The following is a 25719-nucleotide window of genomic DNA, read 5'->3' on the forward strand; positions in this document are numbered from 1 at the left end:
CTGCTTGCGCCCATCCCTATTGGCCAAAGGCCGAATTTAATGCCGAAAATCTGCCCGCGGCGTAAGCGCGAAGCGTGGCCGGTACCCGAGGGCTCCCCGGCTTCTGGAGGGACCGCTGCTTTATTGTGGGGATATTTTCACAACAAGCGGTTGACAGTGGCTTTTCGCTCAGTCATAATCGTGGGCTTCGCTCTAAAAAGGCGAGGAATTCTGCCTAACGGAAACACTACAAGTGGTTTGTGGTGTGGACGACAGGCCCAAGACTGATTGGTTGGTGATCTCAAGGGGTTGCCTTCCGGTGCAAGTTGGGAACACATTTAAATGATTCAAACGCAATCCAAGCTCGATGTTGCTGACAACACGGGTGCCAAGTCCGTGATGTGCATCAAGGTTCTGGGCGGATCCAAGCGCCGGTACGCCAGCGTTGGTGACGTCATCAAGGTGAGCATCAAAGAAGCCGCTCCGCGTGGCCGCGTCAAAAAAGGCGAGGTTTACAGCGCTGTGGTCGTTCGCACCGCCAAGGGCATTCGCCGTGGCGATGGTTCGCTCGTCAAATTCGACGGCAACGCAGCAGTGTTGCTTAATGCCAAGCTGGAGCCAATCGGCACCCGCATCTTCGGACCAGTGACGCGCGAACTGCGCACTGAAAAGTTCATGAAGATCGTGTCCCTGGCTCCTGAAGTTCTGTAAGGACTCGCCATGAACAAAATCCGTAAAGGCGACGAGATCATCGTGATCGCTGGTCGCGACAAAGGCAAGCGCGGCAAGATTTCGCTGCGCAAAGACGACAGCTATGTGCTGGTGGATGGGGTCAACCTGGTGAAAAAACACACCAAGCCCAACCCCCTCAAGGGCACCACCGGCGGCATCGTCGAAAAAAGCATGCCGATTCACCAGTCGAACGTGGCAATTTTCAATGCCGCTACCGGCAAGGCGGATCGCGTTGGCATCAAGCTCCTGGCAGACGGCAAAAAAGTGCGCGTCTTCAAGTCCAGTGGCGAAGAAATCAAGGTTGCATAACATGGCAAAGACCGCACCTGTACAAGCTGCTTCGCAGGCACGCCTGCAAGCCCAGTACCGCGAAAAAATCGCCCCCGGCCTGATTGAGAAATTCGGCTACACCTCGCCCATGCAGGTTCCCCGTATCACCAAGATCACGCTCAACATGGGTGTGAGCGAGGCTGTTGCCGACAAGAAGGTCATGGACAACGCCGTTGGCGACATGACCAAGATTGCCGGCCAGAAGCCTGTCGTGACCAAGGCCAAGAAGGCTATCGCCGGTTTCAAGATCCGCGAAGACCTGCCTATCGGCTGCATGGTGACCTTGCGCGGCGTGAAGATGTATGAGTTCCTCGATCGTTTCGTTACCGTGGCCCTGCCCCGTGTGCGTGACTTCCGTGGTATTTCCGGCCGGGCCTTCGATGGCCGCGGAAACTACAACATCGGCGTGAAAGAGCAGATCATTTTCCCTGAGATCGAGTACGACAAGGTTGACGCCTTGCGCGGCCTGAATATCAGCATCACCACAACGGCAAAGACCGATGAAGAGTGCAAGGCACTCCTCACCGCCTTCCGTTTTCCGTTCAAGAACTGAGGCGGGACATGGCAAAACAAGCTTTACTGCAACGTGAACTGAAGCGCGAGAAACTCGCCGCAAAGTTCGCCAAAAAATACGCTGAACTCAAGGCGACGTCCAACGACGCCAAGCGTTCTGACGAAGAGCGTCAGCTGGCTCGCCTCGAGCTGCAGAAACTGCCCCGCAATGCGAACCCGACCCGCCAGCGCAACCGCTGCGCGATCACGGGCCGCCCACGCGGTACTTTCCGTCAATTCGGTCTGGCTCGCGCCAAGATCCGTGAGTTGGCTTTTGCTGGTGATATCCCTGGTATCACCAAGGCAAGCTGGTAAGCATAGGAGAACCACAAAATGAGCATGAGTGATCCTATTGCCGACATGTTGACCCGCATCCGCAATGCACAGATGGTTGAAAAAGCCGTCGTGCTGGTGCCTTCGTCAAAAGTCAAAGTTGCCATCGCGCAGGTATTGAAGGATGAGGGCTACATTGATGGCTTCTCCGTCAAGACCGACGAAGGCAAGTCCCAGCTGGAAATCGCCCTGAAGTATTACGCAGGCAAGCCCGTGATTGAGCGCATTGAGCGCGTCAGCCGCCCAGGCCTTCGTGTTTACAAAGGCCACGGCGCCATCCCCCAGGTCATGAATGGCCTTGGTGTGGCAATTGTCACGACCCCGCAAGGCGTCATGACCGATCGTAAAGCCCGCGCTACCGGTATCGGTGGTGAAGTGCTTTGCTACGTGGCCTAACGGCGGCATTGAGGAGAAACTGAAATGTCTCGTGTAGGAAAAATGCCAGTGACCGTACCTCAGGGTGTGGACGTGGCCATGAAAGCAGACCAGATCAATGTCAAGGGTGCTCTCGGCACCCTGGCGCTGACGCAGAACGCGCTTGTCACCATCAAGAATGATGCGGGCAAGCTGACTTTTGTGCCGGCCAATGATTCGCGTGAAGCCAATGCCATGAGCGGCACGATGCGTCAGCTCGTGAACAACATGGTGACTGGTGTGACCAAGGGCTTCGAAAAGAAGCTCAGCCTGGTCGGCGTGGGCTACAAGGCCCAGGCTCAGGGCGCCAAGCTGAACCTGACCGTGGGGTATTCGCACCCTGTGATCATGGACATGCCTGCTGGTATCACCGTTGCAACCCCGACTCCCACGGAAGTGGTGATCAAGGGTTCCGACCGCCAGCGCGTCGGCCAGATCGCCGCTGAAGTTCGTGCTGTTCGTCCTCCCGAGCCTTACAAGGGCAAGGGCATCCGCTATGTGGATGAGAAGATCACGATCAAAGAAACCAAGAAGAAATAAGGAGCTGCATCATGTTGACCAAAAAAGAGCAGCGCCTTCGTCGTTCACGCCAGACCCGCATTCGCATTGCCACGCAAGGTGTTGCCCGTCTTACCGTGAATCGCACCAATCTGCACATCTATGCCAGCGTTATTTCTGGCGACGGCACCAAGGTTCTGGCTGCTGCTTCCACCGCGGAAGTGGAAGTCCGCAAGGAAATCGGCGCCTCGGGTAAAGGTGGAAACGTTGCTGCTGCGCAAGCCATTGGCAAGCGTATTGCCGAAAAGGCAAAAGCAGCAGGTGTTGAAAAAGTGGCGTTTGATCGCGCCGGTTTTGCGTACCACGGCCGCGTCAAAGCGCTGGCTGAGGCGGCTCGCGAAGCTGGTTTGCAGTTCTAAGCAGACTGGAATTAAGTATGGCTAAGTTTCAAGCAAAACAGCAAAACGACGCTCCAGACGATGGTCTGAAGGAAAAAATGATCGCGGTTAACCGCGTGACCAAAGTCGTAAAGGGCGGCCGTATCCTCGGTTTCGCCGCATTGACCGTCGTGGGTGACGGCGATGGTCGCGTCGGCATGGGCAAAGGCAAGTCGAAAGAAGTGCCAGCAGCCGTGCAAAAAGCGATGGAAGAAGCGCGTCGCAACATGACCAAGGTTTCGTTGAAAAACGGCACCATCCACCACAATGTTTTCGGCCATCACGGTGCAGCCAGCGTCATGATGGCGCCGGCTCCCAAGGGTACCGGCATCATCGCTGGCGGCCCAATGCGCGCCGTTTTCGAAGTCATGGGCATTACCGACATCGTGGCGAAGAGCCATGGTTCGAGCAATCCTTACAACATGGTGCGTGCCACCATGGATGCACTGAATAATTCCACGACCGCTTCTGAAATTGCGGCCAAACGTGGCAAATCGGTCGAAGAGATCTTCGGCTAAGGCGGCATTGAAATGACCAAAGAAACCAAAGTCAAAGTCCAGCTGGTTCGCAGCCCGATTGGCACCAAGGAATCGCATCGCGCCACTGTGCGCGGTCTGGGCCTCCGTGGCGTCAACAGCGTCAGCGAATTGCAGGATACGCCCGCAGTGCGCGGCATGATCAACAAGATCAGCTATCTGGTCAAGATTGTCTGAGCGGAGACTCAAAATGGAATTGAACGGAATCAAGCCTGGCCAAGGCGCCAAACATGCCAAGCGACGCGTCGGTCGTGGCATTGGCTCTGGTCTGGGTAAAACATCTGGACGCGGCCACAAAGGCCAGAAATCACGTGCTGGTGGCTACCACAAGGTCGGCTTCGAAGGCGGTCAAATGCCTATGCAGCGCCGTTTGCCAAAGCGTGGCTTCAAGTCGCATCTGCTCAAGTTCAACGCCGAGGTTACCCTGAGTGCGCTGGAGCAACTGGGCCTGGCCGAAGTCGATCTGCTGGCGCTGAAGACTGCTGGCCTGGTGGGTCAGCTCGCCAAGAATGTCAAGGTCATCAAGTCGGGTGAGTTGTCCAGGGCTGTCAAGCTGAACGGCATCTCCGCCACGGCGGGTGCCAAGGCCATTATTGAAGCCGCCGGCGGCTCTGTCGCTTAAATACCTGACTGGAAAATCAGTGGCAACCAACTCAGCTCAAATTGCGAAGACCGGCAAGTACGGTGATTTGCGTAACCGGCTTGTGTTTTTGCTGCTGGCTCTCGTGGTGTACCGCATTGGCGCGCACATCCCGGTGCCAGGGATTGATCCTGGCCAGCTCAAGGAGTTGTTCAAGGGCCAACAAGGCGGCATATTGAATTTGTTCAATATGTTTTCTGGTGGTGCCCTGTCGCGCTTTACGGTATTTGCCCTGGGCATCATGCCGTACATCTCGGCATCGATCATCATGCAGCTGCTGACGTACGTCGTTCCGACGTTCGAGCAGATGAAAAAAGAAGGCGAAAGCGGTCGGCGCAAAATTACGCAGTACACACGTTACGGCACGCTGGCTTTGGCATTGTTCCAGTCCATGGGCATTGCCGTGGCGCTGGAAAGCTCGCCAGGTCTGGTGTTGGCACCCGGCTTTGGTTTCCGCATGACGGCAGTGTTCAGCCTGACGGCCGGCACGATGTTCCTGATGTGGTTGGGTGAGCAGATTACCGAGCGTGGTTTGGGTAACGGCATTTCGATCCYGATTTTTGCCGGTATTGCGGCAGGCTTGCCGAATGCCATGGGTGGTTTGCTCGAATTGGTTCGCACCGGCGCCATGAGTATCCTGGTAGCCATCGTGATCGTCGCGGTGGTTGTGCTGGTGACGTATTTCGTGGTGTTCGTAGAGCGTGGGCAGCGCAAGATTCTTGTGAACTATGCGCGGCGACAGGTGGGTAACAAGGTTTACGGCGGACAGTCATCGCACTTGCCGTTGAAGTTGAACATGGCGGGCGTGATTCCACCGATTTTCGCTTCATCGATCATTTTGCTGCCTGCCACGGTTGTAGGCTGGTTTAGCGCCGGTGAAAGCATGCGTTGGCTCAAGGACATCGCCAGCACGCTGACGCCGGGCCAGCCAATCTACGTAATGCTGTATGCCAGTGCGATTGTGTTTTTCTGCTTCTTCTATACGGCGCTGGTGTTCAACAGCCGTGAAACGGCGGACAACCTGAAAAAGAGCGGGGCGTTCATTCCGGGTATTCGGCCGGGCGATCAGACGGCCCGCTACATTGACAAAATCCTGGTGCGTTTGACGCTGGCGGGTGCGGTTTACATCACATTCGTGTGCCTGTTGCCGGAGTTTTTGATTTTGAAATACAACGTGCCGTTCTATTTTGGCGGTACGTCGTTGATGATTATTGTCGTGGTGACCATGGATTTCATGGCGCAGGTGCAGAACTACATGATGTCGCAACAGTATGAGTCGTTGCTTAAAAAGGCGAACTTCAAGACGTCACTGGGCGGTTAACTGGGTATTTGATGGGATATGTCTAAAGACGATGTGATCCAGATGCAGGGCGAGGTTGTAGAAAACCTCCCCAATGCAACTTTCAGGGTGAAGCTGGAAAATGGACATGTTGTACTGGGACATATCTCGGGAAAAATGCGTATGCACTACATCCGCATTCTTCCCGGTGACAAGGTAACGGTTGAGTTAACGCCTTACGATTTATCGCGCGCACGAATTGTTTTCCGTGCCAAGTAGCACAGAGTGAAAGTTTAGGAGTAATAGAAATGAGAGTTTCAGCTTCGGTCAAGAAAATTTGCCGTAACTGCAAAGTTATCCGTCGCAAGGGCGTTGTCCGTGTGATTTGCACGGATCCGCGTCACAAACAGCGTCAAGGCTGATTTCAAGAGTTTTAGAGGACGAACATGGCTCGTATCGCTGGTATCAATATTCCGCCGCAGCAACACGCCGAAATCGGCTTGACTGCTATCTTCGGCATCGGTCGCACACGCGCTCGCAAAATTTGCGAAGCATGTGACATCGCTTACGCCAAAAAGGTCAAAGACCTGACCGATGGCGATCTGGAAAAAATCCGTGAGCAGATCGCCCTGTTCACCATCGAAGGTGACTTGCGTCGTGAAACCACGATGAATATCAAGCGCCTGATGGACATCGGCTGCTACCGCGGTTTCCGCCACCGTCGCGGCTTGCCGATGCGCGGCCAGCGCACCCGGACCAATGCCCGTACCCGCAAGGGCCCGCGCAAGGCCGCTGCAGCTTTGAAGAAATAATTGAGAGGTCGTCATGGCAAAATCACCAAGCAATAACGCCGCACAGCGCGTTCGCAAGAAAGTTCGCAAGAACGTGGCCGATGGTATCGCCCACGTCCACGCTTCTTTCAACAACACGATCATCACCATCACGGATCGCCAGGGCAATGCTTTGTCCTGGGCATCTTCCGGTGGTCAGGGTTTCAAGGGCTCGCGCAAATCCACCCCATTCGCAGCGCAGGTCGCTTCCGAAGTGGCTGGTCGTGCCGCCATTGAGCAAGGCATCAAGAATCTTGACGTCGAAATCAAGGGTCCTGGTCCAGGTCGTGAATCATCTGTTCGCGCTTTGGGCGCACTCGGCATCCGGATCAATTCGATTGCCGACGTGACCCCGGTTCCGCATAACGGCTGCCGCCCGCAAAAGCGCCGCCGCATTTAATTCCCCGTGCCCAGGCATCCGACGGTTGTTTCAGCCCGTCAGATACCAGGCATTTTTACCAAGCCCACCGCCGCAGGTTACGACCTCCGGCTCCTGCAATTTATTGCAGCAGATGACAAAAGGACACTCAAGTGGCACGTTACCTAGGCCCCAAGGCCAAACTATCCCGCCGTGAAGGCACCGACCTGTTCCTGAAAAGCGCACGCCGCGCCATCAGCGACAAGGCCAAATTCGACTCCAAGCCAGGCCAGCACGGCCGTACCTCCGGTACCCGTACTTCCGACTTCGGCTTGCAATTGCGCGAGAAGCAAAAAGTCAAGCGCATGTATGGCGTGCTCGAAAAGCAGTTCCGCCGTTATTTCGAAGAAGCGGATCGTCGCAAGGGCAACACCGGTGCCAATCTGTTGTTCATCCTGGAATGCCGCCTGGACAACGTGGTGTACCGCATGGGCTTCGGTTCGACCCGTGCTGAAGCGCGTCAGCTGGTTTCGCACAAGGCCATCACGGTCAATGGCGGATCTGTCAACATCCCTTCGTACATGGTCAAGGCTGGCGACATCATCGCCGTGCGCGACAAGTCGAAGAAACAGACCCGTATCACCGAAGCCCTTGAGCTTGCAAAACAGGTTGGCCTGCCCGCCTGGGTCGATGTGAACGCCGACAAGGGCGAAGGCACCTTCAAGAAGGTGCCTGACCGCGACGAGTTTGCCGCCGACGTCAACGAATCGTTGATCGTCGAGTTGTACTCACGCTAATTTTTCGTTCCTGCGATACGGGGCACCGTATCGCCAGGGTGTGCTTCGCCGGCCTTATCGGTGTAACGAACCGAGGGTATTGAGAGGAAGACTGCATGCAGACCAATTTGTTGAAACCAAAAACCATTAATGTTGAGCAGCTTGGCGCCAACCGTGCCAAGGTGACTCTGGAGCCGTTTGAGCGTGGCTACGGCCATACGCTGGGCAACGCGCTGCGCCGCGTACTGTTGTCTTCCATGGTCGGCCACGCCGCCACCGAAGTCACCATCGCAGGTGTCCTGCACGAATACTCATCCATCGACGGTGTGCAGGAAGACGTCGTCAACATCCTGTTGAACCTCAAGGGTGTGGTGTTCAAGCTCCACAACCGCGACGAAGTCACGCTGAGCCTGCGTAAAGACGGCGAAGGCCCAGTCACTGCCGCTGACATCCAGACTCCGCACGACGTGGAAATCATCAACCCTGAACACGTGATCGTGAACCTGTCGCACGGCGGCAAGATCGACATGCAGATCAAGGTGGAAAACGGCCGCGGCTACGTGCCGGGCAACCAGCGCCGCTATGGCGATGAGTCGCCAAAGTCGATCGGCCGTATCGTGCTGGACGCGTCGTTCTCGCCCGTCAAGCGCGTGAGCTACATCGTCGAAAGCGCCCGCGTTGAGCAGCGCACCGACCTCGACAAGCTCGTGCTGGAAATCGAAACCAACGGCGCGGTGACGGCCGAAGATGCTGTCCGTGCCTCGGCCAAGATCCTGGTGGAGCAGCTGGCTGTGTTCGCACAGCTCGAAGGTAATGAACTGGCCGCGTTTGACGCACCCGTTCAGCGCAGCTCGCAGCAGTTCGATCCGATTCTGCTGCGCCCTGTCGACGAACTCGAACTTACCGTTCGTTCGGCGAACTGCCTCAAAGCGGAAAACATTTACTACATCGGCGATCTGATCCAGCGCACTGAGAATGAACTGCTGAAGACGCCGAACCTGGGCCGTAAATCGCTCAACGAAATCAAGGAAGTGCTTGCATCGCGCGGCCTGACTCTTGGTATGCGCCTGGAAAGCTGGCCACCCGCCGGTCTCGACAAGCGTTAATTTGAACCACAAGATCCCGCCCGAAAGGGGATCTCGCACGGGCAGTACCTGATACGGCTGCCTGGATTTTAAAAAAGGAAACACTATGCGCCACGGACACGGATTACGTAAACTCAACCGCACCAGCGAGCACCGCCTCGCCATGCTGCGCAACATGATGAACTCGCTGCTTCAGCACGAAGTCATCAAGACCACTCTGCCCAAGGCCAAGGAATTGCGCCGCGTGGTCGAACCCATGATCACCCTCGGCAAAGAGCCTACTCTGGCCAACAAACGCCTGGCATTTGACCGCCTGCGCGATCGTGATATGGTCGTCAAGCTGTTCGCAGAGATCGGCCCACGCTACAAGGCACGTCCCGGCGGCTACACCCGCATTTTGAAGATGGGCTTCCGCGTTGGCGACAATGCGCCCATGGCACTGGTTGAATTGGTGGACCGTCCTGAAGTGTCAGAAGACACTACAGCTGACACGGCCAAGGCAGAGTAAGCTACAATACACACATACCGCGCGGTGGAGCAGCCTGGTAGCTCGTTGGGCTCATAACCCAAAGGTCGTAAGTTCAAATCTTGCCCGCGCAACCAACACGTTAGCCTCTCGAGGCCAACAGCAAAACGCCTGCATCAAGCAGGCGTTTTGCTTTCCGGCTTACATCGGCGTTCAGCGATTCTGCTGCCAGTGACGTCGCCGGCAGTCGTTGCTTGCAGCAGGCATGTATAGCTGTTGCTCAGTCCGGCACAACCGCCGTCACTTCAATTTCCACCTGGGCGCGGTCTTCAACCAGTGCCGCAACCTCGACACATGTCATGGCCGGAAAATTCTTTCCCATGACTTCGCGGTAGACAACACCCAGTTCCTTGAGCCTGGCCACGTACTCGACACGATCCACCACATACCAGGTCATGCGGACCATATGTTCGGGTCCGGCGCCACCGGCCTTCAGCACGGCCGCAATGTTCAGCAGCGCCTGGCGCGTCTGCGCGATGAAATCGTCGCTCTCGAACTGTTGCTGCGCATTCCAGCCAATCTGGCCGCCGACAAACAGCAGGGCGCCGCGTGCAAGGATGCCGTTGGCATAACCTTTGGGCTCGGCCCAGCCGGGCGGTTGTAGTTTCTTGATCATGAGCTTCCTGAGGGTGTTTTTAAATAAGGTAACAGGGCGCTGCGCATTCGTTCGGGAAGCGGCAGGGGTTTGCCATTGGGGAGCTCTGAATAGACCACCACGCCATGCGCTTTCAGCTTGATGGCTTCGGCGCCGCCCGGCGTGGCTGGGCTGCCGTGGATCTCGTAGTGCATACCCATGCTGGCGTTGCCGAGGCGAGTCAGTTCCAATGTAATTTCCAGTGGGTCGCCATGGCGGCACATACCCAGAAATTCGACCTTCAAATCCACAATCGGCACGCCCGTGCCTCCGGCAATCAGAACATGCTCGGGAAAGCCGATATGCGCCAGGAAATCCTCTTGCACCTCATGCAGCAGATAGAGAAACTGCGGGTAAAAAACGATGCCGGCCGGATCGCAATGGTGAAACCTGACGAGCTTTTGCGCGGTAAATTTCATGATTCGCGCAGCTTGAAGCGTTGCAGCTTGCCGGTTTCGGTGCGCGGCAGTTTGGTAACGAATTCGATCTGACGGGGATATTTGAAAGGCGCAAGCGCCGCCTTGACGTGGTCTTGCAGGGCCTTTGCCATGGCGTCATTTGCTGCCTGGTCAGGCTTGAGCACAACAAAGGCCTTGACGACCATCCCCCGGTCGTCGTCGGGCAAGCCCACAACACCGCATTCAGCCACGGCAGGGTGCTTGAGCAGGGCATCTTCCACCTCAGGGCCCGCCACGTTGTAGCCCGCGGTAATGATCATGTCGTCGGCGCGCGCCTGGTAGAAGAAATAACCGTCGGCGTCCTGCATGAAGGCGTCGCCCGGGTAGTTCCAGCCGTCCTTCACATAGTTGCCCTGGCGCGCATCGTCCAGGTAGCGGCAGCCCGTGGGCCCCACCACCGCCAGCTTGCCGATGGCGCCGCGCGGCACTTCCGCGCCGGTGTCGTCCACCACCTTGGCGGTGTAGCCTGGCACCACCTTGCCGATGGCGCCGCGGCGCACGTCGGCGCCGGCTGCGGAGATAAAGATGTGGAACATCTCGGTCGCGCCTATGCCGTCGATCATTTCAATCCCGGTGGCGTCCTTCCATAGCTGCCGCGTGGCGTCAGGCAGGCTCTCGCCGGCACTCACGCACATCCGCAAGCCGGGCACGCCGTGCTGTTTGGCGAAAGCAGCCATCTGCCGGTAGAACGTCGGTGCCGTGTAGCAGACCGTTGCGCTGACCTGGTTGATCAGCTTGACCATGGCCTCCGGCGTATAGGCGATGGAGGGGTAGTAAACCGAAGCGCCGGCCCACATCGGGAAAATCAGCATGCCGCCCAGGCCGAAGGTGAAGGCCAACGGCGGCGAGCCGATGACGATGTCGTCCGGCTTTGCCTTGAGCACGTGGCGCGGCCAGGCCTCGCAGGCCGCCAGCACGTCGCGGTGCGTGTGCACCGCGGCTTTGGGTTTTCCCGTGGTGCCCGAGGTGAAGGCCATCAAGGCGATGTCGTCGGCGGCTACCGGGCAGGGCGTGAATTCGCCGCCCTTCTGCGCCGACAGAACCGCGAGCGAGCCCGGTGCGTCCATCAGGTTGAAGGGCACGATGATGGGCAGCGTATCGCTTTGCGCTTGCGCCATCTGCAATTCCTCCAACAGGCCGGCATCGCACAAAGCCAGCGCAGGCCTGGCTTTTTCTATGATCTCGCCCAGCTCCTTTGCGCGCAGCAGCGGCATGGTCGCCACCGCTATCAGCCCGGCCTGCACCACGCCCAGCCAGGCCAGTGCCATGCCGATCGAGTTGCCGCCGCGCAGCAACACCCGGTTGCCGGGCTTCAGGCTGAAGTTTTCCGTCAGTACCTGCGCGATGCGGTTCACTCGATCCAGCGCATCGGCGTATGTCAAAGTGATCTTGTCCGAACGCAGCAGCGGCTTGCCTGCGTGTCCCTCCCGAAACGCCTTGTCGAACAAGGCCTGCACCAGGTTGGCCTGCGCCGGGATGCACAGCTCGGGCAGTGCGTACACCATGCGGGGAAGCTGCTCATACGGCGGCAAACGGTCGTGTACAAAGCGGTCCGTCTGTGCGGACGGTACCGCGGCAACACTTTCGATGGAGTCGGAGACGGAGGTGCTCATGATTGCAATACGGCCTTTCCAATGATGAGTTGCTGCACTTCGGTCGCGCCTTCGTAAATGCGCAATGAGCGTATGTCGCGGTACAGGCTTTCCACCTTGGTGCCAACCTTCACGCCCAGGCCACCATGCATCTGCAGCGCCATATCGATGACCTTCTGGGCGTTTTCGGTGGCCGTCATTTTGGCCATGGCCGCTTCGGCAGTGATGCGCGCACCGCTGCCCAGACGTTCGCTTTCGTCGCGCATCCAGGCGGCGCGATAGGTCAGCAGCGCGGCCGCATCGATCAGCGCCGCCATCTCGCCGAGCTTGGCTTGCGTGAGCTGGAAGTCGGCCAGCGTCTGGCCGAACATCTTCCGTTCCTTCGAGAAATGCACTGCCTCGGCCAGGGCACGGCGCGCCATGCCCAGCGCGGCAGCGGCCACGGAGGCGCGGAAGATGTCCAGCGTCTGCATCGCCAGCTTGAATCCGCCGTGCAGCGTGCCCAGCTGCGATTCCCGCGGCAGTTTGCAATGCGCGAACTTCAGCGTGGCCAGCGGGTGTGGCGCCATTACAGCGATGTGTTCGCTGCTGTCCAGGCCCTTGCTTTCCGCATCGACGATGAAGGCCGTAATGCCGCGCGTGCCGGCCAGCGGGTCCGTCTTGGCGAAGGTCACGTAAAAATCCGCGATGCCGCCATTGCTGATCCAGGTCTTGCTGCCGTTCAAGGCCCAGCCCTCACCCGTGTCTGTGGCGGAGGTCACCATGGCACCGGCGTCCGAGCCAGCGTCGGGTTCGCTCAGTGCAAAAGCCGCGATCCTCTTCCCGTTGGCTACCAACGGCAGGTAAGCCGCTTGCTGTGCCGGCGTCCCCGCCAGCGTGATCGCGCCGCTGCCCAGCCCTTGCATCGCAAACGCGAAATCGGCCAGCGGCGAATGAAAAGCCAGCGTTTCGCGCAGGATGACGAGTGCGCGGGAATCCAATTTTTCAAGCGCGCCGCCCAGGGCGCCGTCCTTTCCCGCCGGCACGCAGTAGCGCAGCCAGCCGTTGGCGCCCAGCAGGCTCACCCACTCCCTGCAAGCCCTGCGGTCGTCGCTCTCGTCGATGTGCTGATCCGGCGTCCAGTCGGCCAGGCGCTGCGCCAGGTCGCGGTGAACCTCGTCAAAAAAAGGCAGTGCCAGGTGGGCGGTGGTTGATCTCATGCGTGATCCTTGTCGTCCTGCCGCGCTCAGTCGCCGCGGAACACCGGTTTCTGTTTGGCTGAAAAGGCCTCGTACGCCCGTGTGAAATCTTGCGTCTGCATGCAGATGGCCTGGGCCTGCGCTTCGGCCTCTATCGCCTGGTCCAGTGTCATGGCCCATTCCTGGTGCAGCATGGTTTTGGTCATGCCGTGCGCAAAGGTCGGGCCGTCGGCCAGCTCTTGCGCCAGCTTTTGCGCCTGCGCCAGCACATCTTTCGGCTCGTGCAGCGCGTTGAAGAAGCCCCACTGCAAGCCTTCCTGCGCGCTCATGGATCTGCCGGTAAACAGCAGTTCCGATGCCCGCCCCTGTCCGATCAGGCGCGGCAGCAACGCGCAGGCACCCATGTCGGCACCGGCCAGGCCAACGCGCGTGAAGAGGAACGCCGTCTTCGCCTGGGACGTGCCCAGCCGCATGTCGGCGGCCAGCGCCATCATGGCACCGGCGCCGGCGCAAATGCCGTCAATCGCCGCGATGATGGGCTGCGGGCACAGGCGCATGGCCTTGATCAGGTCACCCGTCATGCGCGTGAACTCCAGCAGTTCGGGCATGGTCATTTTTGTCAGCGGGCCGATGATCTCGTGCACATCGCCGCCCGAACAGAAGTTGCCGCCCGCGCCGGTGATCACCACGGCTTTCACGTCGGTGGCGGTGTTCAGCGTGCGGAACAGATCGCGCAGCTCCGCGTACGAGTCGAAGGTCAGCGGGTTCTTGCGCTCGGGCCGGTTCAGCGTCAGCGTCGCGACGCCGGCGTCGAACGCATAAGCGAAATGCTCCGCCTGGTGATGGGCCAGCGCATCAAACTGCGCATGCATGGGGTTGGCCAGGCCGATGTAGTGTTTCATGTCGTTTCCAGTTTGCTGTCGGCCAGCAGGGCGTTGTGGTGTTGCTTGACCTTGCCCAGCAGTTTGTGCAGGGACTCCACCTCGCGTGGTGACAAAGCCTCAAAGGCCGCGACGATCCAGGCTTCATGCTCGTTGGCCATTTCGTCGAACAGTTTTCGTCCGCGCGGGGTCAGTCGGACGCGATAGGCCCGGCGGTCACCCTCCACATCCACGCGCTCCACCAGCCCTTCATTCACCAGCTGGTCGGTAATGCCCGTGACGTTGCCGCCGGTCACCATCATGCGGCGCGACAGCTCGTTCATCTTCAGCCCTTCCGGGCTGCGCTCAAGTTGTGCCATCAGGTCAAAGCGCGGCAGGGTGGTGTCGAACTGCTCGCGCAATTGGGTACGCACCTGCTTCTCGACCAGCTGCGTGCAGGTCAGCATGCGCAGCCAGAGCCGCAAGGCCTCGGGGTGTTCGCTGTGACCTCTTGCTTCCATGTCCATGGCTTGTCTCCTTGATGATGCTACTTGTTGGTGCTATTTATTTGATAGCTGCCTGCGCCCGGTCTTCCTGGTCTGCAAGCTCTTTTTTCTTCGAGAGTTCGCGGTAGAGCTGGTCGCGCCCGCTCAGGTAGGGCAGAGGCCAGTCCACATGCCGGCTTTGCAGCCTGGCGGCCTCGTGCAGTGTCCAGGCGGGGTCGGCCAGGTGCGGGCGGGCAATGGCGCACAGGTCGGCGCGGCCGGCGGCGATGATGCTGTTGACATGGTCGACTTCCGAGATCGCGCCCACGGCGATGGTCTGTATGCCCACCTCGTTGCGGATGCGGTCGGCAAATGGCGTCTGGTACATGCGGCCGTAAACCGGCTTGGCCGCGCGCGTGGTCTGGCCCGACGACACGTCGATGAAGTCGCACCCTGCGGCCTTGAACATCCGGGCGACGGCAACGGCATCGTCGGCTGTGTTGCCGCCCGGCGCCCAGTCGTGCGCGGAGATCCGCACGCTCATCGGCAGATGCGCAGGCCACACTTCACGCATGGCGGCAAACACCTCCAGCGGAAAGCGGCAGCGGTTTTCCAGGCTGCCGCCGTACTCGTCCTTGCGCTGGTTGGTCAGCGGCGTGATAAAGCTCGACAGCAAATAGCCGTGGGCGCAGTGCAGCTCAAGCCAGTCAAACCCGGCTTCGGCCGCGTAGCGGGTGGACTGCACGAACTCAGTCTTGACGCGATCCATGTCGACGCGCGTCATGGCTTGCGGCACCTGGTTGGTGGGGCCGTAAGCCACAGCGCTGGCCGCCAGCAGCGGCCAGTTGCCGGTGACGAGCGGCTCGTCGGGCTGTTCCCAGCCGACTTGTGTCGAGCCTTTGGGGCCGCTGTGTCCCAGTTGCATGCCGATCCTGGCGCCGGCACCCGAGGCATGGACAAAATCCACGATACGTTTGAAGGCCTTGGCCTGCATCTCGTTCCACAAGCCCGGGCAGCCGGGGGTGATTCGGCCTTCTGCGCACGGTGCGGTCATTTCGACAAACACCAGCGCGGCGCCACCCAATGCGCGCGCGCCAAGGTGAACCAGGTGGAAGTCCTGCGGCACGCCGTCCACCGCGCTGTAGGTAGCCATGGGCGAAACGACGATGCGGTTCTTCAGATTCAGTTCGCGGACCTTCAAAGGCAGCAGCATGGGCGGCGGTGCATGCGGTGCGCTGCTTTTAGCCAACCACTGCTCATAACCCTGCAGCCAGGCGGCATCGCGCACGCGCAGGTTTTCATGGCTGATGCGCTGCGAGCGTGTGAGTAGCGAATAAAAGAACTGCTCGGCCTCCATGCCACTGTAGCGGTCCACGTTCTCAAACCACTCGGTGGAGTTGCGCGCCGCGTTCTGGATCTTCAGAACTTCGACTGAACGCAGCGCTTCATAGGTTTTTAGCGCCCCAGCAGCGTCGCCGTGCTGTGCGAAGCAGTTGGCCAGCTCAATCGCATCTTCGAGCGCCAGCTTGGTACCACTGCCGATGGAAAAATGCGCGGTATGCGCAGCATCGCCCATGAGCACGATGGGAACCTGTTTGCCGTTGATGGAAGCCTCATGCACCCAGCGCTCGCACACCACACGAGGAAAGCGTATCCAGATCGCCGAACCGCGCACATGCGTGGCGTTGTTCATCAGCGCGTTGCCGTCCAGGTATTTGGCAAACAGGCGCTCGCAAAATGCAATGCCTTCTTCCTGGCTCATCTGGTCCAGGCCGTGCGCCTTCCACACGGCCTCGGGCGTCTCGACGATGAACGTCGAGGTGTTCTCGTCAAACTTGTAGGCGTGCGCGGCAAACCAGCCGTGCTCAGTCTGCTCGAAGGCGAAGGTGAAGGCGTCGAACGTCTTGTGCGTGCCCAGCCAGACAAAACGGCAGGCGCGAAGCTCCACGTCGGGCTTGAAGGTCTCCGCATACCGGTTGCGGATGCGGCTGTTCAGGCCGTCGCTGGCGATTACCACGTCGGCGTTGTATTGCGCCGCAATCGCCTGGTCGTCCTGCACATCGATTTCAAACACCAGGTCCACACCCAGCGCGATGCAGCGCTCCTGCAGGATGTTGAGCAGGCGCTTGCGGCCTATGCCGCAGAAACCGTGGCCGCCGGAGCGCACCGATCGGCCCTTGAAGAACACCTCCACGTCATCCCAGTGGTTGAAGGCGTCGCCGATCAGCTGTGCGCTGACCGGGTCGGCCATGCGCAGGTTGCCCAGCGTCTGGTCCGACAGCACCACGCCCCAGCCGAAGGTGTCAAAAGGCCGGTTGCGCTCGACCACCGTCAGCTGATGCGCCGGATTCTGCAGCTTCATCAGCAGGGCGAAATACAAGCCTGCGGGACCACCGCCCAGGCAAAGAATGTGCATGAATGCGTACTCTCTGGATTAATTTAACCTTAATTGTTTAGGTTTAAACTAAATCCGTCAAGTGGGTTTTCCGATGTTTTTCGCAACACCGGAAAACGGGTGTTACCGCAGCGGGTAGAGGCCGCGGGGGTATTTACGGCGGTTGCGGGAACTGCGTTTCAGGGTGCCTGAAAGCCTGCTGCCCGGTAAGTGAGCACCAGCGTATCCCGAAAACTACTGCCGGCCCGATCGTCTGCCGGCAATATGGGCGTGGTCTCATGGATCACCCGGGCGTCGTCCAGCAGAAGCGCCGTCAGGGGCTCCTGCATCACAAAGCGCACACCGTGCGGGCCGTTGGCGTCAAACACCCGGGTTTCGCCGCCTTTGACGCCGTGCCGCGCCACCATCATCACCACCACGAAGTCCACGCCGTCGCGATGTGCGCCTTCTGGCGTGGGCCGGCCTACCCCGCCCGCGGTGTCGATGCGGAACTGGTGCGCTTCAATATGCCAGCGCCCGGCGGGTTGCACTTGCGCAAACAGCTTGCCCAGGTTGGCCAGCAGGTCCGTCCATGCCGGGGCTGTGGCTACCGCTGGCTCGACCGGGTCGAACCAGCGCTCGAAGCCGCCGTGCAGGGCGTTGTAGTCGGTGGGTTGCCAGTGGGCACGATGCGGGGTTTGCGTGAGTGTGCCTTCGGCCAGCTCCTGGACGAAGCAGGAATGGCGGCGCTTGCGGTAGTGGCCACCGTCTTTCAGATGAGCGTCAGGCGGCAAGCGGTTCCAGGAGTCTGTCAGCGCCTGCCAGCCTGATGTCCAAGCCGGCGTCGGCAGTTCCAGCGTGGCCGTCAGCTCGGCAGGGTTGAGCAGGCTCAGCCCGTCCTGGCTGAGCGCCTGGCGAGCCGACTTGGGGACAGTGGCGATATTGAACATGGGCCCTATTTTGCTTGAGCCGCGCGGCCGGCCCGGCAGCCGCAGCCGGAACCCCGTGGCCGCAACAGGTGAAACCTGCCTACATACAGAGCCCCGGAAACTTTCCATAATGGCCTGTCTGACTTTCCAACTAGAGGAGCAATCCAACATGCTTTACAAATTCAAATCCAAAGACGCCGGCGACGTGATCATGCTCGAAGCAAACGGCCGCAAAGTCCTCGAAATCATCGGCAAAGACCCCGCCCCCAAAGGCATCATCCTGCCCGAGCAAATGCCCGCCGCGATCGCCGCCCTGCAGGCAGCGATCGCGCACGAGGAAGCCCACGATGCCAATGCCGAGGATGGCGTTGTCCCCGGCGACGGGCTGGGTTTGCGCCAGCGCGCCGTGCCCTTTATCGACATGCTGCAGCGCAACCTGAAGTCGGGGCATGAGGTGGTTTGGGGCGTTTAGGCTCAGCAGTCGCGCCGGCCCATAAAAAAGCCCTGGTAACAGGGCTTTTTGCATGGTGAGTTGATATGCGCTCAGTCCACCTTCGCCCCCGAAGCCTTCACCACCTGCGCCCACTTCTTGTGCTCGGCGTTGATAAAGGCCGAGAACTGGGCCGGCGTGTTGCCGCTGGGAATCGCACCCTGCGCGAGGAGCTTCTCTTTCATCGCAGGCGTGCCCAGCGCCTTGGCGGCTTCCTGCTGGATGCGGTTCACGATGTCGGGCGGCGTGCCGGCGGGGGCGAGCAGGCCGAACCAGGAGCTCGCGTCAAAGCCTTTCATCGCCGGGCCGCCGGCCTGTTCTATGGTGGGGACGTCGGGCAGGGCGGCCGAACGCTCCGAGCTCGTCACGGCCAGTGCCTTGAGTTTGCCGGACTTGATGAGCTGCATGGAAGACGGCAGGTTGTCGAACATCACATCCATATCACCGCCCACCAAAGCCAGCAGCGCGGGACCGGATCCGCTATACGGGAAGTGCGTCATATAGGTTCCGCTCATGGTTTTAAACAGTTCGCCCGCCAGGTGAATGGACGTGCCGTTGCCGCTGGAGGCCATGTTGAAAGTGCCGGGCTTGGCTTTGGCCGCGCGTATGAAGTCCGTGACGTTGTTGATGCCCGCGGCTTTGGCTTTTTCGGTGTTGACCACCATGACGTTTGGCACACCCGCGACCAGCGTGACGGGTGCAAAGTCTTTTTGCGGGTCGTAGGCCATTTTGGAATACAGCGATTTGTTGATGCCGTGCGTGCCCACGGTGCCCATGAGCAGGGTATAGCCGTCAGGCGCGGATTTGGCGACCACGTCGGCGCCAATGTTGCCGCCGGCACCGGCACGGTTCTCAACCACAAAGGGCTGGCCGAATGCCTTGGAGAGTTCCGGCGCCATGGCGCGGGCCAGGATGTCGGTGGTGCCGCCTGGCGCGAAGGGCACGACGATTTTGACGGGCCTGGCCGGCCAGCCGGCGCTTTGCGCCCAGGCGGAGGGCGTGGCCATAAAGGTGGCGACGGCGGTCAGCGCGGTGGCCAGGAAGGCACTGTAGCGACGGGAAAGAAAGGGCTTGCTGTTGTTCAAGAGGAGCTCCAGGGGATGGCCGGCGCGCGGCCGGGGGTCACATGAAGATAGCGTGCGTGGGTCCATGCTTCAAGAGGGTTTCAACCCAGCCACCCCAAAAAAGAAAAGCCGCCCGGCGGGAACCGGGCGGCTGGCAATCCAACAGTCAACAGATCAGTCGGCGAACTTGCCGGCGGCATCGATCACGGGCTTGAGCTTGTTGATCTCGGCGGATACAAAAGCCTTGTGGGCGGCGGGTTCGACGCGCTTGTCGGTCACCACCACGGCGCCAAGGCCTTCCTGCTTCTTGATGAAGTCGGGGTCTTTGAGCGCCACTTTCAGCGCATTGTTGAGCTGGGTCATCACGGCCGGCGGCGTTCCCTTGGGGGCGTACATGCCATGCCAGATCGTCAGGTCAAAACCCTTGAGGCCCATTTCCTGCAGCGTCGGGTAGTCCTTGAGCAGCTTGTTGTTCTTCAGCGGTTTGGCGGTCGTGACCGCAAACGCCTTGACACGGCCGGCTTCAATCTGGCCGGTGGTGTTCGTGGTCTGGTCGCACATCATGTCGACCTGTCCGCCTACCAGTGCATTCATGGCTGGTGCCGTACCGCCGAAGGGGATGGTGGTCATCGCGTCTTTGGCGTTGATGGCTGCCTGCCACATCAGGCCACAGAGGTGCGATGCCGAGCCCAACCCTGCATGGGCGATGTTGAGTTTGCCGGCATTGGCGCGAATGTAGTTCTCGAAATCGCGGTAGTTGTTGGCCGGCAGCTGCGGTTTGCCGATGATGGTCATGGGCACTTCGTTGATCATGCCCAGGAACTCGAAGTCGTCCAGCACCTTGTAGGGCAGCTTGCGATACAGGGCCGGCGCGGCCGCCATGCCGATGTGGTGCACCAGCAGGGTGTGGCCATCGGGCGTTGCGCGGGCTACCTTGGCCGCACCGATGGTGCCGCCGGCGCCGTTGACGTTTTCCACCACGAAGTTGGCGCTGCCGCCCATGGCTTTGCGCATGGCTTCGGCCAGGTCGCGTGCCACACGGTCGGTTGGGCCGCCGGCCGCGAATGGGACCACCAGAGTGACTGGCTTGGAGCCGGGGAAGGCGGGGGCTTGCGCGTGGGCTGCAAACATGGCCGTTGCAGCAGCGGCGAGGACTAACAGGCGTTTCATGAGCGTCTCCTTGTGATGAACGCGCCAAGTTTACGGTCCGCTTACTGCGCAAACATCGCGGGAACTACGTAAGGGCTAGCCCCCGGTCGCTTTGCGGGCAGCGCGCAACCCCGGGCTTTGGGAGTTCAGGCCAGCAGGGGCCGCGGGACTGGCTTTGCCAGACCACAGGCGCAGCGACAAGCGTGGGGCTCTACTTGTAACTACGTGCATCCTCAATAACCTTTCCGTCGTTGGGGAGACTTCCTGGGGTCATTAGCTGGACCGTTCCACGCAGTTTGGTGACGTCACGGATGGCGTCGCCGATACGCTGGTCCAGGCCATCCGGAGCGGACGCGGTTTCTACCTGGAAATGCATGTTGTCGCTTGCCATCTCTCCGCTGACGACCAGCCTGGCCTTGATCACTTCCGGAAAGCGCCGGGCGATATCGGCGACCTGTCCGGGGTGTACAAACATCCCGCGGACCTTGACGGTCTGGTCGGCTCTTCCCATCCAGCCCTTGATGCGCGCATTGGTGCGTCCCGTGGGGCAGGTGCCCGCAAGGATGGCGGAAAGGTCGCCCGTGCCAAAGCGAATCAGCGGATAGCCGGGATTCAGGGTGGTCACCACCAGCTCTCCCACTTCGCCCTCAGCCACCGGGTCACCCGTTCCAGGGCGCACGATTTCCACGATCACGCCTTCATCCAGAACCAGCCCCTCACGCGCTTCGGTTTCATAGGCAATCAGGCCCAGGTCGGCCGAGGCATAACACTGGTAGCCCGCAATGCCGCGCTCACCCAGCCAGTCGCGCAGGCTGGGGGGAAACGCCTCGCCTGAAACCAGGGCACGCGTCACGGTCGGCAGTTCCACCTTCATTTCGGCGGCCTTCTCCATGATGATTTTCAGGAAGCTTGGTGTGCCGATGTAGCCGGCCGGCCTGAGTTCCGCCATGGCGTGTACCTGCTGCTCCGTCTGGCCGGTGCCGCCCGGGAACACGGTGCAACCGAGGGCATGCGCGCCGGTTTCCATCATGGAGCCTGCCGGCACAAAGTGGTAGCTGAAACTGTTGTGGATCAGTTGGCCGGCGCGAAAGCCCGCGGCATACAAGGCCCTGGCCATGCGCCAGTAGTCCTTGCGCTTGCCTTCCGGCTCGTAAATGGTGCCCGGGCTGGCAAAAACATGGGGCATGTGCGCGCCGTAACGCAAGGCGCTGAAACCGCCAAATGCATTGCCACTGCCACCGGGCGCGCGCTCGGCCTGCTGGCGCTCAAGGAGCTCATGCTTGCGCGTGACGGGCAATCGCGCCAGTTCCGCGCGTGATGTGATGGCTTGAGCGTCAACGTCCTTGAGAATGGCGGTGAAGGCAGGCGCCCGCGTCTTGGCATGCGCGATCTGCTGCGGCAAGGCCGTCAGCAGCGCCGCCTCGCGTTCCGAAGGGCTTCGCACTTCCAGTGAGTCGTAATGTGTTGTCATTCGCGATCTTCCAAATCCTGTCAATACTCAGTACGTACGATGCGAACGCGACGCCGGCCGCGCCGTAGTTGCATTGACCCGCTCAAGGACACCATGCCAAACAAGGGCGGTCTTAAACCAGCCGGGGCCGCAGGCGCAGCGGCCCCCTCGGGGGGGCAGCGCAGTACACGAAGTGACAAGCGTGGGGGCCATTCAGGCCAGCCACCGCTTGCGGCGCTTGTAGCTCTTCACGTCTTTAAAGCTCTTGCGCTCGCCACCGCCCACGCCGAGATAGAACTCTTTCACATCCTCGTTGTTGGCCAGATCGCTCGCCGCACCGTCCATCACCACGCGGCCGCTTTCCATGATGTAGCCATAGTCGGCGTACTTGAGCGCCATGTTGGTGTTCTGCTCGGCCAGCAGGAAGGTGACCTGCTCCTTCTGGTTCAGGTCCTTCACGATGTTGAAGACTTCTTCGACGATCTGCGGCGCCAGGCCCATGGAGGGCTCGTCCAGCAGCACCATCGATGGGCTGGCCATGAGCGCACGGCCGATGGCGCACATCTGCTGCTCACCGCCCGACGTATAAGCCGCCTGCGAGGTGCGCCGGGTTTTCAGGCGCGGGAAATAGTTGTAGACCTTCTCCAGGTTGGCCGCCACTTCGGCCTTGCTGCTGCGAGTGTAGGCGCCGGTCAGCAGGTTTTCCTCGATGGTCAGGTGGGCAAAGCAGTGCCGCCCTTCCATCACCTGCACCACGCCGCGTTGCACCAGGTCGGCCGGCGAGAGGTTTTCAATGCGCTCGCCGCGCAGCTCGATGGAGCCTTTGGTGACTTCGCCGCGCTCACCCCTGAGCAGATTGGAAATCGCGCGCAGTGTGGTGGTCTTGCCTGCGCCGTTGCCGCCCAGGATGGCCACGATGCGGCCCTGCGGGACTTGCAGCGAGACGCCCTTGAGCACCAGGATCACATGGTTGTAGATGACCTCGATGCCGTTGACGTTGAGAACGATGTTAGGTGTGTCCATATTTTTTCCTGACCAATTGGAAGACCTGCGTGCAGGCCTTCCAATTGGCGGCTCGCGAGAGCCGCACCCCTCCCGCCTGGCGGAAGGATTTCAAGGCAAGGGCACCGTGGATCCGGCTTTGCCGGTCCACCAGTGCCGCCCCTTGAGGGGGAGGCGGCGCAGAGCGCCGCCACGGGGGGAGCCTAGCTTTGGCAGTCAGCGGGTGTGCGCGCCGTCAGCTTTTTCTCTGTGGCGTACTTGGCGGCGGTGGACTTGACCAGGGGCTTGATCACCTGCTCATCAGCCTGCAGCCAGTCGGAGGTAAATTTCCATTCCTTTCCGTCCCAGGTATGGATGCGCGCCCATGCCGAACCCATGTGGTCGGTGCACGAGGTGCTGATAGGCCGCATCACGCCGGCAAAACCCAGCGCGTCCAGCTTGGCCTGCGTCAGATTCAGGTTTTCCAGGCCCCAGCGCACTTGCTCGCCGGTCATGATTTTTCCCTTGCCGAAACGATCTTGTGCAGCGCGAAGGCCTTCCACGCCCAGCATCGCGCTCATGGCGCCACGCATGTAAAGCACCTGGCCGACTTCTTCCTTGGGGCCCGTGCCCTGGCCTTTGCCGTGCACCAGGGTCAGCATGTCTTTGGCCAGCTTGGAGTTCGGCTCGGCGCCGTGCTGCATCGTCACGGCGTTGTAGCCCTTGGCGCCTTCAGCCACGTCTTTCACGTCAGGCTCTGCGCCGGCCCACCACACGCCGTACATCTTCTCGCGTGGGTAGCCGGTGGCTTGCGCTTCCTTGATGGCGGTGGTGTTCATGATGCCCCAGCCCCACAGTGCCACGTAGTCAGGGCGCGACTGGCGAACCTGCAGCCAGGTGGCTTTTTGCTCGACGCCGGGCGCGGTAACAGGCAGCAGTTGCAAGGTAAAGCCGTGCATGGCGGCACGTTCCTGCATCAGCGGGATCGGTTCCTTGCCAAACGGCGAGTCGTGATAGACCAGCGCGATCCGCTTGCCTTTGAGTTTGTCGAAGCCGCCTTCCTTCTTGGCGATGGCTTGCAGGATGGCGTCAGCAGCAACCCAGTAGGTGCCTGCGATTGGGAAGTTCCACTTGAAGATGGATCCGTCCGCGCTCTCGCTGCGGCCGTAGCCCACGGTCACCACCGGAATTTTGTCGACGGGGGCTTTTTCTGTGATGGCAAACGTGGCACCGGTAGACAGCGGTTGCACCAGCGTGGCGCCGCCGTTCTTGCCTTTCAGGCGTTCGTAGCATTCGACACTGCGCGCGGTGTCGTAGCCGGTCTCGCATTCTTCAAACGAGATCTTCACGCCGTTGATGCCGCCGCGCGCATTGACCAGCTTGAGGTAGTCCACGTAGCCGTTGGCCCAGGGCACACCGTTGGGCGCGTAAGGCCCGGTGCGGTAGGACAGCACCGGGAAGAACTGCTCCTTCGCCTGGGCGAATGCGCTGGTCGCCACGAGGGACGAGGCGCCGGTGGCGAGGATTGCCACCGCCAACATCAATTTACGAATCTTCATTGTTGTCTCCTGGAAAATTTATAAACACCGTGAAAAAACTGACACCTCAGTAAACGACCTAACAATCCATTGCGCATTGGTGATTTCGAGTAATCCTTAACCCTATGAATAATTGCTCTGACGATCTCAATGTGGGAAAGGCCACAGCCGCAATTTTTGTTTGCCCACGGCCCACAGCTTGGCCAACCCGTGCGGTTCGACAATCAAAAACCACACGATCAACCCGCCGAAAATCATCAGTTCCGCATGCGAGATGCCCGCCGTGGAGATCGAGATGCCCAGCCAACCCGCCAGTACCGGCAGCAACTGGCTCAGCACGATGGGCAGCACCACGATGAAGGCCGCGCCGAAGAAGCTGCCCATGATCGCGCCCATGCCGCCGATGATCACCATGAACAGCAGGCGGAAGGAATAGTCCACTGAAAACGCGGCAGGCTCCCAGGCGCCCAGGTAAATAAAGGCCCACAGGCCGCCAGCGATGCCGATGATGAAAGAGCTGACTGCAAAGGCGCTGAGCTTGGCGTACATCGGGCGAATGCCGATCACGGCGGCTGCCACGTCCATGTCGCGAATGGCCATCCACTCGCGGCCGATCGCGCTGCGCACCAGGTTTTTGGCCAGCAGGGTGATCACCACCACGATGGCCAGGCAAAACAGGTATTTGCTCAGCGCGCTTTCGATGGGCAGTCCAAACACCTGCAGGTTGGAGACCGACACCGAACCCGAAGGCGTGTCCATCGTGAACCATTTGATGCGCAAAAACATCCAGTCGCTGAAGAACTGCGCGGCCAGCGTCGTCACCGCCAGGTACAGGCCTTTCACGCGCAGGCTGGGCAGCCCGAACAGGATGCCGAACAGCATGGCGCACAAGCCGCCCAGGATCAGTGCTGGAATCAGCGGCATGCCGGGAATACGCACAAAGAAATTGTAGGCGCCATAGGCCCCCACCGCCATAAAGGCACCCGAGCCCAGCGAGATCTGCCCGCAATAGCCGACCAGGATGTTCACCCCAACGGCTGCCAGCGAAAAGATCAGGAAGGGAATCAGGATGGCGCGGAACAGGTAGTCGCTGGCCAGCAGCGGCACAACCACGAAGGCAAACGCCAGCAGCAGTCCGATGGCGATGCGGTCCTGCAGGATTGGGAAGATCTGCTGGTCCGCCCGGTAGTTGGTTTTGAACTGGCCGTTTTCTCTGTAAAACATAAAGGTGA

General features: G+C 60.1%; 33 protein-coding genes and 1 tRNA gene. 20 read left to right on the plus strand and 14 right to left on the minus strand.

Annotated features, from left to right (window positions below):
* The first annotated feature begins 321 nt into the window (after positions 1-321).
* The 19 genes from rplN to AC1DYQ_RS13030 all read left to right on the plus strand — a co-directional run bounded on the left by rplN (position 322) and on the right by AC1DYQ_RS13030 (position 9382).
* A complete protein-coding gene (gene rplN, locus AC1DYQ_RS12940) occupies positions 322-690 on the plus strand; it encodes a 50S ribosomal protein L14 (RefSeq protein ID WP_007869247.1) in 369 nt (122 codons plus the stop codon).
* A gap of 9 nt (positions 691-699) precedes the next feature.
* Positions 700-1020, plus strand: coding sequence for a 50S ribosomal protein L24 (gene rplX / locus AC1DYQ_RS12945; RefSeq protein ID WP_477687131.1), 321 nt, complete (start codon positions 700-702; stop codon positions 1018-1020).
* A 1-nt stretch (position 1021) separates the two neighbouring features.
* Positions 1022-1594, plus strand: coding sequence for a 50S ribosomal protein L5 (gene rplE / locus AC1DYQ_RS12950; protein ID WP_092130238.1), 573 nt, complete (start codon positions 1022-1024; stop codon positions 1592-1594).
* Positions 1595-1602: 8 nt separating this feature from the next.
* Entirely contained in the window at positions 1603-1908 is a 306-nt protein-coding gene (gene rpsN / locus AC1DYQ_RS12955; RefSeq protein ID WP_188709725.1) for a 30S ribosomal protein S14, read from the plus strand.
* 18 nt (positions 1909-1926) lie between these two features.
* Positions 1927-2322 carry a 30S ribosomal protein S8 gene (rpsH, locus tag AC1DYQ_RS12960; RefSeq protein WP_371436766.1) on the plus strand — a complete coding sequence of 132 codons (396 nt, stop codon included), beginning with the start codon at positions 1927-1929 and terminating at the stop codon, positions 2320-2322.
* Between the two features lie 24 nt (positions 2323-2346).
* Positions 2347-2880 carry a 50S ribosomal protein L6 gene (gene rplF / locus AC1DYQ_RS12965; RefSeq protein ID WP_457281396.1) on the plus strand — a complete coding sequence of 178 codons (534 nt, stop codon included), beginning with the start codon at positions 2347-2349 and terminating at the stop codon, positions 2878-2880.
* Between the two features lie 11 nt (positions 2881-2891).
* Positions 2892-3257, plus strand: coding sequence for a 50S ribosomal protein L18 (rplR, locus tag AC1DYQ_RS12970; RefSeq protein ID WP_457281395.1), 366 nt, complete (start codon positions 2892-2894; stop codon positions 3255-3257).
* A 17-nt stretch (positions 3258-3274) separates the two neighbouring features.
* Positions 3275-3793 carry a 30S ribosomal protein S5 gene (gene rpsE / locus AC1DYQ_RS12975; protein ID WP_457281394.1) on the plus strand — a complete coding sequence of 173 codons (519 nt, stop codon included), beginning with the start codon at positions 3275-3277 and terminating at the stop codon, positions 3791-3793.
* A 12-nt stretch (positions 3794-3805) separates the two neighbouring features.
* Positions 3806-3988 (plus strand): 50S ribosomal protein L30, encoded by a 183-nt coding sequence (gene rpmD, locus AC1DYQ_RS12980; protein WP_122954340.1) that lies wholly within the window; start codon positions 3806-3808, stop codon positions 3986-3988.
* Between the two features lie 13 nt (positions 3989-4001).
* Complete coding sequence (gene rplO / locus AC1DYQ_RS12985) at positions 4002-4433, plus strand: 50S ribosomal protein L15 (RefSeq protein WP_477687132.1); 432 nt, start codon at positions 4002-4004, stop codon at positions 4431-4433.
* 19 nt (positions 4434-4452) lie between these two features.
* Positions 4453-5772 (plus strand): preprotein translocase subunit SecY, encoded by a 1320-nt coding sequence (gene secY, locus AC1DYQ_RS12990; protein WP_477687166.1) that lies wholly within the window; start codon positions 4453-4455, stop codon positions 5770-5772.
* Between the two features lie 18 nt (positions 5773-5790).
* Positions 5791-6009, plus strand: a complete 219-nt coding sequence (gene infA, locus AC1DYQ_RS12995; protein WP_007869286.1) for a translation initiation factor IF-1 — start codon at positions 5791-5793, stop codon at positions 6007-6009.
* Between the two features lie 29 nt (positions 6010-6038).
* Positions 6039-6152, plus strand: a complete 114-nt coding sequence (gene rpmJ / locus AC1DYQ_RS13000; RefSeq protein ID WP_028820150.1) for a 50S ribosomal protein L36 — start codon at positions 6039-6041, stop codon at positions 6150-6152.
* 24 nt (positions 6153-6176) lie between these two features.
* On the plus strand, positions 6177-6542 hold the full coding sequence (rpsM, locus tag AC1DYQ_RS13005; RefSeq protein WP_074579313.1) for a 30S ribosomal protein S13: 366 nt from the start codon (positions 6177-6179) through the stop codon (positions 6540-6542).
* A 13-nt stretch (positions 6543-6555) separates the two neighbouring features.
* Positions 6556-6960, plus strand: a complete 405-nt coding sequence (rpsK, locus tag AC1DYQ_RS13010) for a 30S ribosomal protein S11 (protein ID WP_007869288.1) — start codon at positions 6556-6558, stop codon at positions 6958-6960.
* Between the two features lie 131 nt (positions 6961-7091).
* Positions 7092-7715: a 30S ribosomal protein S4 gene (gene rpsD, locus AC1DYQ_RS13015; RefSeq protein WP_348045240.1), complete on the plus strand. Its 624-nt coding sequence runs from the start codon at positions 7092-7094 to the stop codon at positions 7713-7715.
* 95 nt (positions 7716-7810) lie between these two features.
* Positions 7811-8800 (plus strand): DNA-directed RNA polymerase subunit alpha, encoded by a 990-nt coding sequence (locus tag AC1DYQ_RS13020; RefSeq protein ID WP_122954336.1) that lies wholly within the window; start codon positions 7811-7813, stop codon positions 8798-8800.
* Positions 8801-8885: 85 nt separating this feature from the next.
* Positions 8886-9287, plus strand: a complete 402-nt coding sequence (gene rplQ, locus AC1DYQ_RS13025) for a 50S ribosomal protein L17 (RefSeq protein ID WP_122954335.1) — start codon at positions 8886-8888, stop codon at positions 9285-9287.
* Positions 9288-9305: 18 nt separating this feature from the next.
* A tRNA-Met gene (locus AC1DYQ_RS13030) sits at positions 9306-9382 on the plus strand.
* Between the two features lie 143 nt (positions 9383-9525).
* Here the strand turns inward: AC1DYQ_RS13030 and AC1DYQ_RS13035 are convergent.
* From AC1DYQ_RS13035 to AC1DYQ_RS13070, 8 genes are all read right to left on the minus strand, one after another.
* Positions 9526-9921: a RidA family protein gene (locus AC1DYQ_RS13035; protein WP_477687133.1), complete on the minus strand. Its 396-nt coding sequence runs from the start codon at positions 9919-9921 to the stop codon at positions 9526-9528.
* Positions 9918-10358 (minus strand): acyl-CoA thioesterase, encoded by a 441-nt coding sequence (locus tag AC1DYQ_RS13040; RefSeq protein WP_477687134.1) that lies wholly within the window; start codon positions 10356-10358, stop codon positions 9918-9920. The genes AC1DYQ_RS13035 and AC1DYQ_RS13040 overlap by 4 nt, the downstream gene beginning before the upstream one ends.
* Entirely contained in the window at positions 10355-12010 is a 1656-nt protein-coding gene (locus AC1DYQ_RS13045) for an AMP-binding protein (protein WP_477687135.1), read from the minus strand. Before AC1DYQ_RS13045 ends, AC1DYQ_RS13040 begins: the two co-directional genes overlap by 4 nt.
* Positions 12007-13188 carry an acyl-CoA dehydrogenase family protein gene (locus AC1DYQ_RS13050; RefSeq protein WP_477687136.1) on the minus strand — a complete coding sequence of 394 codons (1182 nt, stop codon included), beginning with the start codon at positions 13186-13188 and terminating at the stop codon, positions 12007-12009. Before AC1DYQ_RS13050 ends, AC1DYQ_RS13045 begins: the two co-directional genes overlap by 4 nt.
* 26 nt (positions 13189-13214) lie before the next feature.
* Positions 13215-14069, minus strand: a complete 855-nt coding sequence (locus AC1DYQ_RS13055) for an enoyl-CoA hydratase family protein (protein WP_477687137.1) — start codon at positions 14067-14069, stop codon at positions 13215-13217.
* Positions 14066-14554 carry a MarR family winged helix-turn-helix transcriptional regulator gene (locus tag AC1DYQ_RS13060; RefSeq protein WP_457281386.1) on the minus strand — a complete coding sequence of 163 codons (489 nt, stop codon included), beginning with the start codon at positions 14552-14554 and terminating at the stop codon, positions 14066-14068. Before AC1DYQ_RS13060 ends, AC1DYQ_RS13055 begins: the two co-directional genes overlap by 4 nt.
* Positions 14555-14591: 37 nt before the next feature.
* Positions 14592-16928: a bifunctional salicylyl-CoA 5-hydroxylase/oxidoreductase gene (locus AC1DYQ_RS13065; protein WP_477687138.1), complete on the minus strand. Its 2337-nt coding sequence runs from the start codon at positions 16926-16928 to the stop codon at positions 14592-14594.
* A gap of 158 nt (positions 16929-17086) precedes the next feature.
* Positions 17087-17836: a 2OG-Fe dioxygenase family protein gene (locus AC1DYQ_RS13070; RefSeq protein WP_477668662.1), complete on the minus strand. Its 750-nt coding sequence runs from the start codon at positions 17834-17836 to the stop codon at positions 17087-17089.
* Positions 17837-17984: 148 nt separating this feature from the next.
* On the opposite strand from AC1DYQ_RS13070, the gene AC1DYQ_RS13075 reads away from it, so the two are divergent.
* The gene (locus tag AC1DYQ_RS13075; protein ID WP_436156923.1) at positions 17985-18287 is read left to right on the plus strand and encodes a DUF1840 domain-containing protein; all 303 of its coding nucleotides are present in this window, start codon (positions 17985-17987) and stop codon (positions 18285-18287) included.
* Positions 18288-18358: 71 nt separating this feature from the next.
* Here the strand turns inward: AC1DYQ_RS13075 and AC1DYQ_RS13080 are convergent, their stop codons facing one another.
* The 6 genes from AC1DYQ_RS13080 to AC1DYQ_RS13105 all read right to left on the minus strand — a co-directional run bounded on the left by AC1DYQ_RS13080 (position 18359) and on the right by AC1DYQ_RS13105 (position 25711).
* Complete coding sequence (locus tag AC1DYQ_RS13080; protein ID WP_477687167.1) at positions 18359-19312, minus strand: Bug family tripartite tricarboxylate transporter substrate binding protein; 954 nt, start codon at positions 19310-19312, stop codon at positions 18359-18361.
* A gap of 231 nt (positions 19313-19543) precedes the next feature.
* Complete coding sequence (locus AC1DYQ_RS13085) at positions 19544-20539, minus strand: tripartite tricarboxylate transporter substrate-binding protein (RefSeq protein ID WP_477687139.1); 996 nt, start codon at positions 20537-20539, stop codon at positions 19544-19546.
* A 190-nt stretch (positions 20540-20729) separates the two neighbouring features.
* Entirely contained in the window at positions 20730-21989 is a 1260-nt protein-coding gene (locus AC1DYQ_RS13090; RefSeq protein ID WP_477687140.1) for a phenylacetate--CoA ligase family protein, read from the minus strand.
* 192 nt (positions 21990-22181) lie between these two features.
* A complete protein-coding gene (locus AC1DYQ_RS13095) occupies positions 22182-22991 on the minus strand; it encodes an ABC transporter ATP-binding protein (RefSeq protein ID WP_457281381.1) in 810 nt (269 codons plus the stop codon).
* Positions 22992-23173: 182 nt separating this feature from the next.
* On the minus strand, positions 23174-24508 hold the full coding sequence (locus AC1DYQ_RS13100) for an ABC transporter substrate-binding protein (RefSeq protein WP_477687141.1): 1335 nt from the start codon (positions 24506-24508) through the stop codon (positions 23174-23176).
* Between the two features lie 126 nt (positions 24509-24634).
* A complete protein-coding gene (locus tag AC1DYQ_RS13105; protein ID WP_457281379.1) occupies positions 24635-25711 on the minus strand; it encodes a branched-chain amino acid ABC transporter permease in 1077 nt (358 codons plus the stop codon).
* Between the last annotated feature and the right edge of the window lie 8 nt (positions 25712-25719).

The organism is Polaromonas sp. P1_F4 (genome assembly GCF_056405675.1).